This window comes from Parabacteroides sp. Marseille-P3160 (genome assembly GCF_900162725.1).
Lineage (GTDB): Bacteria > Bacteroidota > Bacteroidia > Bacteroidales > Tannerellaceae > Marseille-P3160.
The window spans coordinates 3082667-3100674 of sequence record NZ_LT799418.1; the positions used below are offsets into that span (position 1 = coordinate 3082667).

Annotated in this window: 14 protein-coding genes; 12 read left to right on the top strand and 2 right to left on the bottom strand. The window is 45.6% G+C overall.

Annotation, left to right across the window (positions count from 1 at the left end; translation table 11 throughout):
* Positions 1-128 precede the first annotated feature (128 nt).
* Positions 129-791: a superoxide dismutase gene (locus BQ8014_RS12275; RefSeq protein ID WP_080904604.1), complete on the top strand. Its 663-nt coding sequence runs from the start codon at positions 129-131 to the stop codon at positions 789-791.
* An 84-nt stretch (positions 792-875) separates the two neighbouring features.
* Here the strand turns inward: BQ8014_RS12275 and BQ8014_RS12280 are convergent, their stop codons facing one another.
* Positions 876-1859 (bottom strand): NAD-dependent epimerase/dehydratase family protein, encoded by a 984-nt coding sequence (locus BQ8014_RS12280; protein ID WP_080904606.1) that lies wholly within the window; start codon positions 1857-1859, stop codon positions 876-878.
* Positions 1860-2018: 159 nt separating this feature from the next.
* Here BQ8014_RS12280 and kbl point away from each other — a divergent pair, with 159 nt between their 5' ends.
* The 11 genes from kbl (at position 2019) to BQ8014_RS12335 (ending at position 16802) form a co-directional block, all read left to right on the top strand.
* Positions 2019-3206 carry a glycine C-acetyltransferase gene (gene kbl, locus BQ8014_RS12285; RefSeq protein WP_080904607.1) on the top strand — a complete coding sequence of 396 codons (1188 nt, stop codon included), beginning with the start codon at positions 2019-2021 and terminating at the stop codon, positions 3204-3206.
* Positions 3207-3214: 8 nt separating this feature from the next.
* Positions 3215-4063: a histidinol-phosphatase gene (locus BQ8014_RS12290; protein WP_080904608.1), complete on the top strand. Its 849-nt coding sequence runs from the start codon at positions 3215-3217 to the stop codon at positions 4061-4063.
* Positions 4064-4122: 59 nt separating this feature from the next.
* Positions 4123-5793: a formate--tetrahydrofolate ligase gene (locus tag BQ8014_RS12295; RefSeq protein WP_080905952.1), complete on the top strand. Its 1671-nt coding sequence runs from the start codon at positions 4123-4125 to the stop codon at positions 5791-5793.
* Positions 5794-6614: 821 nt separating this feature from the next.
* Positions 6615-7424 carry a diaminopimelate epimerase gene (gene dapF / locus BQ8014_RS12300; RefSeq protein ID WP_080904609.1) on the top strand — a complete coding sequence of 270 codons (810 nt, stop codon included), beginning with the start codon at positions 6615-6617 and terminating at the stop codon, positions 7422-7424.
* 47 nt (positions 7425-7471) lie between these two features.
* The gene (locus BQ8014_RS12305; RefSeq protein WP_080904610.1) at positions 7472-8698 is read left to right on the top strand and encodes an LL-diaminopimelate aminotransferase; all 1227 of its coding nucleotides are present in this window, start codon (positions 7472-7474) and stop codon (positions 8696-8698) included.
* Positions 8699-8776: 78 nt separating this feature from the next.
* Positions 8777-9523 (top strand): TorF family putative porin, encoded by a 747-nt coding sequence (locus BQ8014_RS12310; RefSeq protein WP_080904611.1) that lies wholly within the window; start codon positions 8777-8779, stop codon positions 9521-9523.
* 139 nt (positions 9524-9662) lie between these two features.
* Positions 9663-10013, top strand: a complete 351-nt coding sequence (locus BQ8014_RS12315; protein WP_080904612.1) for a P-II family nitrogen regulator — start codon at positions 9663-9665, stop codon at positions 10011-10013.
* 91 nt (positions 10014-10104) lie between these two features.
* Positions 10105-11415: an ammonium transporter gene (locus BQ8014_RS12320; protein ID WP_369808829.1), complete on the top strand. Its 1311-nt coding sequence runs from the start codon at positions 10105-10107 to the stop codon at positions 11413-11415.
* Between the two features lie 81 nt (positions 11416-11496).
* The gene (asnA, locus tag BQ8014_RS12325) at positions 11497-12531 is read left to right on the top strand and encodes an aspartate--ammonia ligase (RefSeq protein ID WP_080904614.1); all 1035 of its coding nucleotides are present in this window, start codon (positions 11497-11499) and stop codon (positions 12529-12531) included.
* An 18-nt stretch (positions 12532-12549) separates the two neighbouring features.
* A complete protein-coding gene (locus BQ8014_RS12330; RefSeq protein WP_080904615.1) occupies positions 12550-14733 on the top strand; it encodes a glutamine synthetase III family protein in 2184 nt (727 codons plus the stop codon).
* 140 nt (positions 14734-14873) lie between these two features.
* On the top strand, positions 14874-16802 hold the full coding sequence (locus tag BQ8014_RS12335) for an NAD(+) synthase (protein WP_080904616.1): 1929 nt from the start codon (positions 14874-14876) through the stop codon (positions 16800-16802).
* Positions 16803-16830: 28 nt separating this feature from the next.
* Here the strand turns inward: BQ8014_RS12335 and pncB are convergent, their stop codons facing one another.
* Positions 16831-18006: a nicotinate phosphoribosyltransferase gene (pncB, locus tag BQ8014_RS12340; RefSeq protein WP_080905953.1), complete on the bottom strand. Its 1176-nt coding sequence runs from the start codon at positions 18004-18006 to the stop codon at positions 16831-16833.
* Positions 18007-18008 lie beyond the last annotated feature (2 nt).

Genomic DNA, 18008 nt, shown 5'->3' on the forward strand with positions numbered 1-18008 from the left:
AAAAGCATTATATTCACCCGGGAATACAGCCCATCAATAAAATTTATAATATAATCAACGTTTAATATAAACAAATAGAAAAGAAATGCTGTTTTAACTATAAAAGGAAACCAAATAATAAACAAATTATGATAGCATTATGTCTTAGTTTATTACTGCTGAATACAACAGTTGTGAACGACAATCCGAATATAAACGATAAAAACGAAAAAAAAATGAAATTTGAATTAGTAACATTACCTTATGCAACGGATGCATTGGAGCCCGTTATCGGTAAACAAACAGTAGAACTCCATCACGGAAAACATTTATTGACTTACGTCAACAATTTAAACGGCCTTATTCCCGGAACCAAGTTTGAAAATGCGGACTTGGAAACAATTGTAAAGGAATCGGATGGCGCTATTTTCAATAACGCAGGTCAGGTATTAAACCATAATATATATTTCACCTCTTTCTCACCGAAAGGCGGAGGTGAACCTACCGGCAAACTGGCAGAGGCAATCAAAAAAGAATTCGGTTCTTTTGAAAACTTCAAGAAAGAATTTGTTGCAGCCGGTGTCGGACTTTTCGGTTCAGGTTGGGTTTGGCTTTCCAAAGACAAAGAGGGCAAGCTATTCATCACCAAAGAACAAAACGCAGGCAATCCTGTAACCAAAGGATTAACTCCTATCTTGGGATTCGATGTATGGGAACATTCCTATTACCTGGATTATCAAAACCGTCGGGGAGATCACTTGAATGAGCTTTGGAAAATCATCGACTGGAATGTCGTTGGTAGCAGATATTAATACTGTACTATACTATACTAACAAGATTGCGCGAAAAAGGCCGGGCTTTGAAGTCCGGCCTTTTTTATTTGTTCCGGATCCGGATCAATGTTGGTGGGCAAAGAGGGAAGCAGTACTTTTCCCCATTCTTTTCCCTAATTTGTCCAGCATGTCGCGGGTCATTGCGTCCAGATCATAGACTGGATTCCAGTCCCATTCCTCATGGGCACAGGAATCATCCAACGAATTCGGCCAGGATTCGGCGATGGCCTGTCGCAACGGATCGACGTTATAAACCATCCTGAAATCGGGTAGCTTCTCCTTAATCTTATGATAGATAATCTCCGGGGCAAAACTCATGGAAGCGATATTGAACGAGTTCCGGTGTTTCAAGCGGGCAGGATCGGCCTCCATCAATTGGATAGCCGCGTGCAATGCATCCGGCATATACATCATATCCATAAAAGTGCCGGCGGCAATCGGACATTCAAAAACTTTCTCCTGGACAGCGGCATAATAGATATCCACTGCATAGTCCGTCGTACCTCCTCCGGGAGGCGTTACATAAGATATCAGCCCGGGAAAACGAACCGATCGGGTATCTACTCCATAACGAAGATGATAGTAATCACTCAGCAACTCACCCGAAACTTTGGTCACTCCGTACATCGTACGAGGATGGCAAATCGTGTCTTGCGGCGTCTTATCCTTGGGAGTATTCTCACCGAATACCCCGATGGAACTCGGAGTGAAGACAGCACATTTCTTTTCACGCGCGACCTCCAATACATTCATCAAACCGTCTACGCCTATCTTCCAAGCCAGTTGGGGCTTGGCTTCGGCCACTGCGGAAAGCAGGGCGGCCAGATTATAAATCGTATCCACCTGATAACGGGAGACGACCTCTCCTATTTGTTCCCGGTTCGTAATATCCACGACGGCGGAAGGTCCGGTTTCCAATAATTCACCCTTCGGTTCCGCGCCGGGGATATGTCCCGCCACGATATTTCCTGAGTAACGCTTTCTCAGTTCCATTGTTAACTCCGAACCGATCTGGCCCGTAGAACCAATAACTAATACATTCTTCATAAAAGAGACTTTAAATCCGCTGCAAATGTAGAGAGAATAAAACAGTTTTCAGACTATTTCACCCTCTTTTTGGCTCTCGTTTCAAAAAAAAAGAAGACCTTTGTTCCTGTAAAATCAAAGAAGAAAGACTGTAAATAAAACACCTAAAATAAAAAAACGATGTACGGAAAATTTAAGGACTTTTTGTCAAAAGAATTAGCTGATATCAAGGCAGCCGGATTATACAAGGGCGAGCGGGTGATCACAACGCCGCAAAAAGTAGACATACAGGTCGAGCCCGGGGATAAGGTACTAAACTTCTGTGCGAACAACTACCTGGGACTTTCGGACGACAAACGATTGATACAGGCGGCTAAAGACACGATGGATACGCATGGATACGGCATGTCTTCCGTCCGTTTCATCTGCGGAACGCAAGACCTGCATAAACAATTGGAAGCAGCGATCTCCGATTATTTCAAGACAGAGGATACAATCTTATATGCAGCCTGCTTCGATGCGAACGGCGGCTTGTTCGAGCCCCTCTTTTCGGAAGAAGACGCAATCATCTCGGACTCGCTGAACCATGCTTCCATTATCGACGGCGTCCGCCTTTGCAAGGCCAAACGCTTCCGTTATGCGAATGCGGACATGGACGACCTGGAACGTATCTTAAAGGAAACCCAGTCGCTACGCTACCGGATCATCGCTACCGACGGCGTATTTTCGATGGACGGGAATGTCGCTCCATTGGACAAGATCTGCACATTGGCCGATAAATACAACGCTTTGGTCATGGTGGACGAATCACATTCGGCAGGAGTTGTCGGGCCTACGGGACACGGAGTGGCCGAACTCTTCAACGTGTACGGGAAAGTGGACATCTTTACCGGCACTTTAGGGAAAGCCTTCGGAGGAGCCATGGGCGGCTTTACAACCGGAAGGAAAGAAATCGTCGATCTGCTCCGCCAGCGTTCGCGCCCCTACCTGTTCTCCAACTCATTGGCGCCAAGTATCGTCGGAGCCAGCATCGAAGCCTTCAAGATACTTAAAGAGAGTGATGAATTACATACGAAATTAGCGAATAACGTCACCTATTTCCGCGACCGGATGCTGGCTGCCGGCTTCGATATCAAGCCGACCCAGTCGGCCATCTGCGCCGTTATGCTTTACGATGCCAAACTCTCGCAGGTCTTTGCTGCGCGGATGCAGGAAGAAGGGATCTACGTAACCGGTTTTTACTATCCGGTCGTCCCTAAAGAACAAGCGCGCATCCGGGTACAATTATCGGCGGGACAAGAACAAGTTCATCTGGACAAGGCGATCGAAGCCTTCATCAAGATCGGCAAGGAATTAAAAGTGATTTAACGGATTTTATGCAGTTGAGTAATTACCATAGCCATTGTACTTTTTGCGACGGGCGCAGTTATCCTGAAGAATTTATCAAATTTGCACTTGCGCATCATTTCAGGGCCTATGGATTTTCTTCCCACTCCCCACTCCCGTTTGAAACCTTCTGGAACATGTCGAAAGAGGACATGCCCGATTACCTGACGGAGATCGGTCGCCTAAAACAAAAGTATAAAGACCGGATAGAGATTTATATCGGGTTGGAAATAGATTACCTGGACGAGACTTACAACCCGTCCGTTTCCTATTTCCGGGATTTGCCGTTGGATTACCGGATCGGATCCGTCCATTTCCTTCCCGTAGCCCTTCCTTTATCCCCCGGACATGTGGTTACGATCGACGGCCCGTACGCCGAGTTGGAGCAGGCAATCCGCTTACATTACGGTGGAAGCGTGCGCCGCCTGGTCGCCCAATATTTCGAATCCTCCATGCGAATGGTGGAATCGGGAGGTATCGACATCGTCGGACATCTGGATAAAATCTACATGAACAGCTGCTTGAACCCTGATTTCAATTTTGAAGCCGAATGGTATCAACGGCCCTTCAACTCCTATCTCGATTTGATCGCAGAAAAAGGATTGATGGTAGAGATCAATACAAAAAACCTGACCCGGAAACGGCAGACATTCCCCCGGGCCGAATACCTTCCCCGCCTGCGGCAAAGGAACATACCTGTCATGGTCAATTCCGATTGCCATTATCCGGACCTGGTTAATGACGGGCGGAAGGAAGCTTTCGAATTGCTCCTGGCGGCGGGATACGGCTCCACCCGGGAGTTAGTGCAAGGCAAATGGCAGGACGTGCCGATCGATTGATTCATTCCACAGAAAAGAGACAGAGAATAATAAAAGAAGAATATACGTTAATAATATATATGAAATCAGATATTGAAATAGCAAGAGAAGTGACGTTACGGAAAATCGACGAAGTTGCGCAACAAATCCATATCCCCATCGATGAATTGGAGCATTACGGAAAATATATGGCGAAGTTACCGATTCATTTGATAAAACCCGAACAGATCGACCGGCATCATTTGATTCTTGTTACCGCTATCACCCCCACCAAAGCCGGTGTCGGAAAGACGACCGTTTCAATCGGACTTGGTTTGGGATTAAATAAAATAGGCAAAAAAGCACTGATCGCCTTGCGCGAACCTTCCTTGGGCCCCTGCTTCGGGATGAAAGGAGGAGCTGCCGGAGGAGGACATGCACAGGTGCTGCCAATGGAAAATATCAATCTCCATTTTACCGGAGATTTCCATGCCGTTACTTCCGCCCATAATATGATCGCGGCCTTATTGGACAACTATATTTATCAGAACCGGGGCAAAGGAAAGGGACTGAAAGAAATACGCTGGAAACGCGTACTGGACGTCAACGACCGCAGCCTGAGAAGTATCGTCACCGGCCTGGGAGGCCCGTTGAACGGCATACCGGGTGAATCCGGATTCGATATCACCCCCGCCTCCGAGATCATGGCCATCCTTTGCCTCGCTTCCGACACGGACGACCTGAGGAGGCGGATCGGCCATATCATCCTTGGATATACCTTTGACGAGCAACCTTTTACGGTCGATGACTTAGGAGTAGCCGGCGCTATCATGGTATTGCTCAAGGACGCCCTGCAACCCAATTTAGTGCAAACAACGGAAAATACGCCCGCTATTATCCACGGGGGACCCTTCGCCAACATAGCCCATGGCTGCAATTCGATTCTGGCTACCCGCATGGCGCTGACCTATGGGGAGTATGTCATTACAGAAGCCGGCTTCGGCGCCGATCTGGGAGCGGAGAAGTTCTTCGACATCAAATGCCGGAAAGCGGGACTTACCCCCTGTTTGACGGTATTGGTAGCCACGGCCCAGAGCCTGAAACTGCATGGCGGTATACCGGAAGACAAGATTAAGGAGCAAAACCTGGAAGGTTTACGCCGGGGCATCCCCAACCTGGACAAACACATCGATAATATCCAGGGTTTCGGGCAAAAGGTAATCGTTACCTTCAATAAATATGCGACCGACACGGACGAAGAGATTGCCCTGATAGCCGAGCACTGTCGCCGGAAAGGAATCGGCTTCGCCCTGAATAACGTGTACGCCCAAGGGGGAAACGGAGCGATCGAATTGGCCCGGTTAGTGAGCGAGACGGTTGAAAAAAGCACCCCCTCCCCGCTCCGCTTTACCTACGACGATGAAGATCCGATAAAGACAAAGATTGAAAAGGTAGCCCGGAAGATCTACGGCGCATCATCGGTCAATTATACCTCTGCCGCAGGAAAGAAATTGCAGCAGATAGAAAGCCTGCCCGAAGCCGCGCGCTATCCCGTATGCATTGCCAAAACACAATATTCCTTCTCATCCGACCCGAAAGCGGTCGGCGTCCCCCGGGATTTCGAATTAACCGTGCGTGATCTGATTTTAAATAACGGTTCGGAGATGATCGTCGTGATCATGGGCGACATCATGCGTATGCCCGGACTGCCCCAAGTACCGCAAGCAACAAAAATAGACCTGGTAGACGGGAAAATCGAAGGGCTTAGTTAATTACGATAGTACATTCAGAATTACCGGTAGGCAAGAAGTTGCTGGATGATGCTTGTGCCTCAGCTGACAGTACAAAACGAGTCAACGTGATTTATAACTAAGTAATAAACAAGCCAACCTAACTTACAAGTTAGAGAAGATGTAGTCAATTAAAATCATTAAACTACAATCGAGTAGGTGTTTTACAGCTATAAAACACGTGTTCTACAGCCGTCAAACAGGTGTTTCACAGCTGTAGAACACGTGTTTCATTGCCGTCGAACACTCAATTGCTGTGCAGTGAATGCGACAGAGGGTATACTCTCTTATGAAAATCAGTATAGGATAGCGCGTTTCACGACTGTGAGCCGACAGATGTGGAACGTTCGGGTATTTTATTCCTCCCGGCAAGCTTATCATAAGGCAGAGGCCTTGATTCGACTTGCGATACTTAGCCCGCGTTTAACTATAAGAATCGTCCGGTAAAATTCAAAACGACCCTCCAAAACCGATTACACATTTTAATGCTAAAAAATAAAAAGATCAATCATTTTGACATAGTGATAGACCAAATAAGCAGTATCGAGAAGGCAAAAAACAAGTTATCACTAAAAAATAACATTTTCAAATTTCATCGGAAAATAATTTAATTGTAATGTATTACAAAAACGCCTTTTTTAATATCAAATCAATAGCATTAAGTGTATAAAATCCCCACTTTCTAAAATTAATATTTTTTTCTATCAAAAAATATTCAATTTTCATTGCCATAAATACAAAAAGACATACTTTTGTAAAAGAACAAAACAAATAGTCAACACGAGAACAAAAACAAATAGCAAATGGGAAAGCCAATAAGATTCGCAAAGATGCAAGGGGCAGGAAATGACTATATATATGTCAATACGATAGAATTCCCTCTTGATAGCCCTGAAGAGTTGGCCATTAAATGGAGTGCTTCCCATACAGGCATAGGAGCCGACGGATTGGTTTTAATAGGTATATCAAATATAGCTGATTTTAGCATGCGCATTTTTAATGCGGATGGTTCGGAAGCACTTATGTGCGGTAATGCTTCCCGATGCATAGGAAAATATGTATACGAAAAAGGACTGACGACAAAAAAGGAAGTCACTCTCGAAACGCTTTCCGGCATCAAAAAGTTACAATTACAGATTGAAGACGGAAAAGTTTCGACCGTTACCGTAGACATGGGGGAGCCTGCGGTAAAAGGAAAAGACGTAGAAGTAGAATCCGGAGGAAAGCATTACAAAGGAACCATCGTTTCGGTCGGGAATCCTCATTATGTCATCTTTACTGATGATATAATGCAGGTAGACCTGCCCAAAGTAGGGCCCGGCATAGAACACCATCCGCTTTTTCCCGACCGTACGAACGTGGAATTCGTACAAGTCCTGAATGAGAATGAAGTACGTATGCGCGTCTGGGAACGAGGATCAGGCATTACACAAGCCTGCGGAACCGGAGCATGCGCCACCTTAGTGGCAGGGGTTATCAACGGCAAAACGGCCCGGAAAGCGATCGTACACATGGACGGAGGCCCCCTTACCATTGAATGGCCCTCCGATACATCTCCCGTATTTATGACCGGCGGCGCCGTCACGGTATTCGAAGGGAGCATAGAAGCATAGCATAGAAAAGCAAAAATGACAAAACACAAGGCAACAAACAATAGGACATGGCATTGATTAATGAAAATTTTCTGAAATTATCCAGTAATTATCTGTTTTCAGATATTGCGAAGAAAGTAAAAACATATAAGATTACACACCCGAAAGAAAGGGTGATAAGTTTGGGCATCGGCGATGTAACACGCCCTCTACCCCAAGCGTGCCTCGAAGCAATGCATAAGGCGGTGGATGAAATGGGAAACCAGCAAACATTCCGCGGGTACGGCCCGGAACAAGGATATTCTTTTTTGATCGACGCGATTATTAAGAATGATTATGCCAGCCGCGGTGTGACGCTCGATCCCGGAGAGGTCTTTATCAACGACGGAGCAAAAAGCGATACGGGAAACATCGGAGATATCCTTCGCCATGATAACAGCGTGGGAGTAACCGACCCGATTTATCCCGTCTATATCGATTCTAATGTAATGAGTGGACGGGCAGGTGATTCGGACGGTTCGAAATGGAGTAATGTGGTATATATCCCTTGCACCGAAGAAAATCATTTCGTCCCGGAATTTCCTCACCGGAAAGTGGATATTCTTTATTTATGTTATCCCAATAATCCGACAGGAACCTCACTTACGAAAGGCCAACTGAAGCAATGGGTTAATTACGCCTTGGCAAATAATGTTCTAATTTTATTTGATGCTGCCTATGAGGCTTTTATTCAGGATCCGGATATACCTCATTCGATTTATGAAATAAGAGGAGCCAAGAAGGTCGCGATCGAATTCCGAAGTTTCTCGAAAACGGCAGGGTTTACAGGCGTGAGATGTGGATATACCGTAGTACCGAAAGAATTGAACGGTTTTACGTTAGCAGGTGAGCGGGTACCGCTGAATCATTTATGGAATCGTCGCCAATGTACGAAATTTAATGGAACAAGCTATATAACCCAACGTGGAGCTGAAGCGATCTATACTCCCGAAGGAGCCATACAAGTAAAAGAGAATATAGATTACTATATGACAAATGCCAGAATACTGAAAGAAGGTATTCAAGAATGTGGATTGAAAGTGTTCGGCGGTGATAATGCACCGTATTTATGGATCAAGGCCCCAAACGGGTTGTCGTCTTGGAAGTTTTTCGACAAGCTGCTATATGAAGTGAGTATTGTCGGTACGCCCGGAGTAGGTTTCGGACCGAGCGGCGAAGGCTATCTGAGATTGACTGCCTTTGGGGAAAGAAAAGATACTTTGGAAGCCATGGCCAGGCTTAAAAAGTGGTTGTAAGGAATAGTTTATTCCAAGGTCTTAACCGGTAAAGACGGGAGAACTGTTTTATTTTTTAACGTAATATCATACTATGAAATGAAAAAAGTAAGCAAGCGAGCTTTACTGGGAACTATGGTTTCACTCATGTTTTCAAATTTGATTTTTGCTCAAGAAGAAGAAGCGAACGAGGGTATATCACTAACCCCATCGGCCGATATAGTAAGTGGATACGTCTGGCGAGGCGTACATCAAACTGGAGCTTCGATACAACCGGGCTTGGACATTAGTTGGAAAGGTATTAGTTTATCCGCGTGGGGATCAACGACCTTAATGTCATTAACCAACACATCCGACTTTTCAACCCTACCGAAAGAGTTTGATGTAACGTTAGGATATACGGCAAGCGGGTTGAAACTGGCAGTTACGGATTATTGGTGGTCGGGAGAAGGTGCTCCATACGGACACTATAAGAAAAGCCATTTTTTGGAAGGGACAATCGGGTATAGCTTTGGCGAAAGCTTGCCGTTAACTTTAACTTGGAATACAATGTTTGGAATGGATGGAGATAAAGACGATAACGGAGATCGCAATTACTCTACATTTGTCGAAGCCGCATACGATTTTTCGGTAAAAGGCATAAATGTAACGGCGTCTGCCGGAGTCTCTCCTTGGACTGGTCTATATCATAAAGCCGGGACTGATGGTTTTGTCCTCTCGATGCTTTCGATAAAAGCCTCCAAGTCAATCCAACTAACCGATTCGTTTGCCTTACCCGTTTTTACGCAGGTAATTGTAGCACCGAATCAAGACAATGTATATTTCGTATTTGGGATTAGTTTGTAATGGTAAAAAATAATGAACAGCATAAGGATAGTATAGAGTTTGTTGCTCTGTCTTTGATTATAGAATGTTATACCGCAACTTTCATGCATGGCGATAACTCTATACTTCCTTTATTTACTTTCATAAAAACGAACAAGGAATGAAAAAGATTGAAGCGATTATTCGTAGAAGCAAATTTGAAGAGGTAAAAGCAGCTCTTCTGGCTGCCGACATCGAATGGTTCTCTTACTGGGACGTAAGGGGAGTCGGCAAAACACGACAGGAAAGGATATACAGAGGCATCGTTTACGATACGAGTTCTATCGAACGAATTATGCTGACCATTGTAGTCCGGGAAATCAATGTTGAAAAAACAATTCAAGCTATTCTGGAAGAAGCCCAGACGGGAGAAATCGGAGACGGCCGGATTTTCATCTCAACGGTAGACGAATCCATACGAATTCGTACCGGGGAAAGAGGGGATATTTCATTATACGATATAAAAAAATAAAAGAATATTGAATTTTAATAAGTAAAAAGTCATGAAACTACGATTTACGAGATATATTTCAATTATACTATTCCTTATCTTTGCGACCTCGATGGCAATATTTGCTCAAGATACAACAGCGATAACGATGGAAGAAGTGACAGCCGAAATTCCGACGCTCGATTCCGGAAATACGGCATGGCTTATTGTGGCGACCATCCTAGTCATGCTGATGACAATACCCGGATTGGCTCTGTTCTACGGCGGATTAGTACGCCGGAAGAATGTACTGAGCATTGTGATGCAATGCTCGATTCTGGTCGGGGTTATCACTATCCTATGGATTGCCTTCGGATACAGTTGGGTTTTCGGGACGGCCTTTATGGAGTCCAATAGTCCTTGGGGGGCAATTATCGGCGGTTTCGATAAGGTCTTTCTAAACGGATTGACCATAAATACATTGACGGCCGGCAATATTCCTGAAATATTATTCGCTCTTTTCCAATGTATGTTTGCAATCATTACGCCGGCCTTGATTATCGGAGCTTTTGCCGAACGGGTGAAATTCACCGGCTTCCTCTTTTTCTCCATTCTTTGGACGATCTTGGTCTACAACCCGATGGCGCACTGGGTATGGGGAGGCGGCTGGCTGCAGCAAATGGGTGCAATCGATTTTGCCGGAGGTACGGTCGTGCATATTAATGCCGGTATATCCGCACTGATCATGTGCCTTTTGTTGGGTCCGAGAGAAGACTACAAAAACGGACGCTCCGGCGAACCTCATAATGTTGTCTTTGTATTTATCGGGACAGCCTTCCTCTGGTTAGGTTGGTTCGGATTCAATGCCGGAAGCGGACTGGCTGCAGACGGACTGGCTGCCAATGCTTTTCTGGTAACTCATCTGGCCACTTCGGTTGCTGCCGTAGTCTGGATGTCCATCGATTGGCTTCTCCATAAAAAACCTACGACAGTCGGTTTCTGTACGGGAGCCGTCGCGGGATTGGTCGCTATCACTCCTGCGGCAGGTACCGTCGATGTATTGGGAGCTTTCTTTATCGGTGCGATTTCTTCCCTCGTTTGCTTTATGATGGTAGCCTATATTAAACCGAAACTGAAATATGACGATTCGTTGGATGCTTTCGGTGTTCACGGTATCGGAGGAATTGTAGGCTCTATCCTGACCGGCGTATTCGCTACGCAGGCGATCTCAGGCGAAGGAGGAGTACAGGGCGCATTGTACGGAGACTGGAATCAATTGTGGATACAAGTAATTGCCACCGTTGCTTCCGTCGCTTTCAGCGCCATAATGACTTTCATCCTGTTCTTCATCGTCGATAAAACCATTGGGATCCGTGTGGCTCCAAGAGTTGAGGAAGAAGGCTTGGATATTTACGAACATGGTGAATCGGCTTATAATTATTAATATTTAAAAAGACCCGCCGGACAGCAGCGAAAAGCTGCTGCCGGCTTTCTATAAAACAAACAACAAGCAACAACAAAAATTATGTCATTAATTATTCCCCAAAAGTACAGAAACACTTTGGTTCCGGAAACAACAGAACTTGCGATCAAGCTATTAAAGAACAGTTTCCAGGAGAAACTAACAAAAGTATTATCCTTACGTCGTGTTACGGCACCGCTATTCGTTCTCTCGGGAACGGGTGTGAACGATGACTTGAACGGCGTGGAACGTTCCGTCAAATTTCCAATTAAATGCATGGGAGACAGGCAGGCAGAGGTAGTTCATTCGCTGGCTAAATGGAAACGGATGAAATTAGGTTTCTATGATATCCCCCCGGGATATGGACTGTATACCGACATGAATGCTATCCGGAGCGATGAAGAGTTGGACAATCTGCATTCTTTATATGTAGATCAATGGGATTGGGAAAAATCAATCCGTACGGAAGACCGTACGATCGACTATTTGAAAAAAACCGTCCGTCAGATCTACTCTATACTGAAAGAGATAGAATATATCGTGTATGATGTATTTCCGCATATCACTCCCTCATTACCGGATGATATCACTTTCATTCATTCCCAAGAATTGCTGGAGATGTTTCCTTCGCTTACCCCGCGGGAACGTGAAGAAAAAATATCGAAACACTATAGAGCGGTCTTTGTTATAGGAATCGGAGGAGTATTGTCCAATGGGGAAAAGCATGACGGTCGTGCCCCGGACTATGATGATTGGAGTACGCCGAATTCGGATGGTTACCTTGGTTTAAACGGAGATATTCTTTTATGGAATGATATATTAAACTGTACTTTTGAACTCTCTTCCATGGGAGTCCGGGTGGATAAGGAAGCGTTGCTAAGGCAACTGGATCTGTGCGGATGCCCTGAGCGGGTTGAACTGGAATTTCACAAGGCTCTCATAAACGGGGAACTCCCCCAGTCTATCGGAGGCGGGATCGGCCAAAGCCGGCTTTGCATGTTTTTCCTGAAAAAAGCCCATGTCGGTGAGGTACAAGCCTCCATCTGGCCGGAAGAACAAATAAAAATCTGCGAACAAAACAACATTCACTTATTATAATCAATAATTAAAATCATTATGTCTACATTAAGATTCAGAGTGGTAGAAGAGGCTTTTAAGAAGAAAGCCGCAAAAGTAGACGTCCCGGCGGAACGTCCTTCGGAATATTTCGGATCATTGGTATTTAACCGTGCAAAAATGGCTAAATATCTGCCAGCCAAAGCATATAATGCAATCGTTGATGTGATAGATAATGGAAAGCCATTAACTCCCGGAATTGCAGACGCTGTCGCAGCAGGCATGAAACAATGGGCGGCCGAATTAGGTGTAACCCATTATACCCACTGGTTCCATCCTTTGACTGAAGGAACCGCTGAAAAGCATGACGCTTTCATTGACTATGACGGCAAAGGGGGAGTAATGGAAGAGTTTTCAGGAAAACTGTTGGTTCAACAGGAGCCGGATGCATCCAGCTTCCCGAACGGCGGCATCCGCAATACTTTCGAAGCGCGTGGATATTCGGCATGGGATCCTTCTTCTCCCGCCTTTATCGAAGGAGATACCCTTTGTATCCCAACTATTTTCATAGCCTATACGGGTGAATCTTTAGACTATAAAGTTCCTTTATTAAAAGCGTTGGACGCTGTAAACAAAGCGGCCGTAGACGTATGTCATTACTTCAATCCGGATGTAAAAAAAGTATATGCTTACCTCGGATGGGAACAGGAATACTTCTTGGTAGACGAAGGCTTGTATGCCGCACGCCCGGACTTATTATTGACCGGCCGTACCCTGATGGGGCACGAGAGCAGCAAAAACCAACAGTTGGAAGACCATTACTTCGGCGCCATTCCGACCCGTGTCACCGCTTTCATGCAGGATTTGGAAATCCAGGCATTGAAATTGGGCATTCCATTAAAAACCCGTCACAACGAAGTAGCTCCGAACCAGTTTGAATTAGCTCCGATTTATGAAGAATGCAATCTTGCAAACGATCATAATCTACTGATTATGTCGCTTATGAGAAAAGTGGCTCGCAATCACGGGTTCCGGGTACTGCTCCATGAAAAGCCGTTCAAAGGGGTCAATGGCTCCGGAAAGCATAACAACTGGTCTTTGGGAACGGATACCGGCATTCTATTAATGGCCCCGGGTAAGACTCCGGAAGAAAACCTTCGCTTTATCACCTTCGTATCGAATACATTGAAGGCGGTCTATAAACATAATGCCCTTATAAAGGCAAGTATTTCTTCGGCAACTAACGCACACCGTTTAGGAGCGAACGAGGCGCCTCCGGCAATTATTTCCAGCTTCTTGGGTTCACAAGTATCTGCTGTCCTGGAAAAATTGGAAAACAGCGATTCCAAGGAATTGATTATCGAAGGAAAGCATGGATTGAAATTGGACATTCCGTTGATTCCCGAATTGTTGATCGATAACACTGATCGTAACCGGACTTCTCCTTTTGCTTTCACAGGAAACCGTTTTGAGTTCCGTGCCGTAGGTTCTTCTGCCAACTGTGCCGCTGCAATGCTCGCATTAAATGCTGCAGTAGCGGAACAATTGATTCTCTTCAAACAAGAAGTAGATGCCAATATTGCCAAAGGACAGGAAAAGGTGGAAGCGATTCTCGATGTAATCCGTAAAGACCTGAAAGAAAGCAAGGCCATTCGTTTTGATGGTAACGGATATAGCGAAGAGTGGAAAGAGGAAGCTAAAAAACGCGGCCTGGACTGCGAAACAAGCGTGCCCCTTATTTTCGACGCATACCTGAAGGAAAGCAGTGTTAAAATGTTCCATACAACCGGCGTCATGACCGAAAAAGAACTGAAAGCACGCAACGAAGTGAAATGGGAAACCTATACAAAGAAAATTCAGATCGAAGCGCGTGTTTTGGGTGACTTAGCCATGAATCATATTATTCCGGTAGCAACAACCTATCAAACCTTGCTGGTAGAAAATGTTTCCAAAGTCAAAAAACTTTTCCCGGAAGCAAAAGCAAACGCTTTATCAGTTAAGAATCTGGAAATCATTGAAGATATTGCCAATCGAACGATCCTTATCAAAGAGAAGGTCGATGCAATGATCGAAGCCCGCAAGGTGGCTAATAAAATCGAATGCGAACGGGAAAAAGCTATTGCTTATCATGAAATAGTTCCTATGTTGGATGAAATACGCTATCATATCGACAAGCTGGAGCTAACAATTGACGACCAATTATGGACTTTACCAAAATACAGAGAGTTACTGTTTATCCGCTAAGTCGGTAGACAGTTGTTTTTGTTGATTGTTTTGTGTTTGCTGGGAGGGAGTACTGCGAAGTAGTCTCTCCTTTTTTTTCCGTCTGTGCGGTCAATTGATTTTTATCATGTACATTTGTTTCTTTAAAAAAAGAGAGGAAAATGAAATTCGGATTCATTAAGGTGGCCGCCGCTTCCCCATTAGTTCAGGTAGCCGACTGTTTTTACAATATTCAACAGATAGAAGGCCTAATGCGCAAAGCGTCGGAGCAGGAAGTCGAGCTCATTGTCTTTCCTGAAATGTCCGTTACGGGCTATACCTGCATGGATCTTTTCACACAGGAAGCGTTGCTGCAAAGTGCAGAAAAAGCACTGCTTCAATTAGTCGAAAAGACATCCGATCTGCCGTTACTTTCTATCGTAGGAATGCCTCTTTATACGGAAAACCAGTTATATAACACAGCCGTTGCCTTTCAAAAAGGAAAAATCCTCGGAGTCGTTCCCAAGACCTACCTGTCGAATTACAAGGAGTTTCAGGAAGAACGCTGGTTTGCCTCCTCTAAAAAATTAAGAAATGAAACTGTCCGGATAGGCGACCACTCCTACCCGATTCAAAGCCATTTGCTATTCAGTGACGGAGAGGCGAGCATCGGCATCGAGATTTGCGAAGATCTTTGGGTGCCTGTTCCACCCAGTTCCATTCTGGCGATGCAGGGAGCCAATCTGTTGCTCAACCTGTCGGCGAGCAACGAGGCGATCAGTAAGAACCGGTACCTACGATCCATGATTAAACAACAATCCGCCCGGTGTATTGCCGGATATATATATGCCTCGTCTGGATTCGGAGAGTCCAGTACCGATCTGGTTTTTGTCGGCAAAGGGTTTATTGCCGAAAACGGAGTTTTATTGCAGGAATCCGAGCGTTTCACAATGAAAGAAAAACTAATCGTCAGCGAGATCGATTTGGTTAACCTGCGCCATGACCGGCAGGTTACCAATAGTTTCATGCAAGGACTCACGGACTTTTCCTATCCGAAACCAACCATTATTCCTTTCGAACGGAACGAAACGGCAACCCGGTTGACCCGCGTGATCGACCCGCATCCTTTCATCCCTTCCGGCGACGCCCTGCAGGAAAGATGCGAAGAAATACTGCAGATCCAGGTAACTGGACTGACCAAACGCTTGTTGCATACACACGCAAAGACAGCGGTTATCGGTATATCAGGAGGTCTGGATTCTACATTGGCGCTACTTGTCACCGCCTTGGCGATCGATGCAACAGGGCTTTCCCGCAACCGGATTATCGGCGTAACCATGCCCGGATTCGGAACGACCGACCGCACCTATCAGAATGCCATACAATTAATCCGCTCCTTAGGCGTAACACTGCGTGAAATATCCATAACGAAAGCCTGCATACAACATTTTACAGACATCGGACACGACATTAATAGACATGACGTAACGTATGAAAACAGCCAAGCCCGGGAACGGACACAGATACTTATGGATCTTGCCAACCAAGAGAACGGATTGGTGATCGGAACAGGCGACCTGTCCGAACTGGCTTTAGGCTGGGCAACCTATAACGGAGACCATATGTCGATGTACGGAATTAACTCGAGCATCCCGAAAACCCTGGTCAAATATCTGGTGGAATGGGCTGCGCGTCACCGCTTCGACCCGGCATCGAGGGAGACGTTGCTCGATATTGTCAATACCCCGATCAGCCCGGAGCTGCTGCCTGCCGATAGCAACGGAAATATCTGCCAGATAACGGAAGATCTCGTAGGGCCCTACGAGTTGCATGACTTTTTTCTCTATCATTTTCTTCGCTTCGGCTCCACTCCATCGAAAATTTATTTCCTTGCGCAACAAGCTTTCGGAGATAAATATACCAAGGATACGATCAGAAAATGGATAGCAACTTTCCTCCGCCGCTTCTTCAGCCAGCAATTCAAACGGAGTTGCCTGCCCGATGGTCCCAAGGTCGGATCTGTCAGCCTGTCTCCCCGCGGAGATTGGCGCATGCCGAGCGATGCGGCAGTTACTCTTTGGCTAAAAGAATTGGAAACGATTGAAGATTGATAAGCGGAGACTTTCGGAGGAGGCGCGTCTAAGCCAACCCTAAAGTTTCCTGGGCGATACGAATTTCCCTTTCACTGCCGGTATGCTTGCCGTCTACGTCCGACAACTTCACACACTCCTGCCATTGCTCCTTAGCTGTCATCTTACAACGAAACAGCTTCATCACAATATTCATGCCCTTGATATTGTGGCCGACATCGTTTGTCAAATTAGTGCCGATGCCGAAAGTCGACCCGATACGATCGCCGCAATGCTTCTTGATCTCGATGGCCTTATCCACATTCAGGCTATCGGAAAAGACAAGATACTTAAGCTTCGGATCGACCCTCAACTCCTCGTAACGGCGAATCACCTTTTCGATAAAAACAAAAGGATCCCCACTATCCTGGCGAAGGCTGGTGAACAATAACGCATGTTTTTTACTGAAATTGCGTAGAAAGACATCCGTCGTATATGTATCGGTAAGCACTGTTCCCAGATCACCATCATAAACATTAATCCAATCTTCCATCGCCATATAATTCGCCATTTTGTACCCGTAAATGGAAGCATGGAACTGTACCCATTCATGCGGATGCGTTCCGGAGACATGGAGATTATGCTTATACGCCAGGTAGACATTGCTTGTACCGAAAAAAGAATTTCCGGCATACTGCTTAAGCAAGGCCGTAACGCGATCCTCCACGTCAAAGCTGAACCGGCGTCGCATTCCGAAAAGCGAAAACCTGATGTTGTTTGCTTTCAACTTCTTTGCCTTTTCAATAGCGACTTCTTCCATATAATGATCCTCCGGGTATTGTCCCGTTGCCTGGAAATAAAGCTCAGAGACGGTCGCCAGGATGGGCGTTTCCCAAAGGGTTATCCGGTAAAGCAGCCCGCTGGTACGGATTGCCAGTTTATTATTGACCAACGTAACCTCCACCTCCGAAGGATCAAACCGGAAACCTTTCAGAAAATCGACATAGATGGGCGGCAGATAAGTCATCCTGGAGCGGACAAACGCTTCTTCTTCCCGCGAAAGCCGGAGGTTGGCCATTTCGTCCAATTCTTTCCTCACCAATTCATCGAAACCGTCCGGATAATTACCGTTGCTCCGGTCTACAAATTCAAATTCACCACAGGCACGCGGAAACAATTTGGCATAAGCATAACTCGTAGTAAATTTATAAAGGTCGGTGTCTAATATACTTTTTATAATTGCCATTC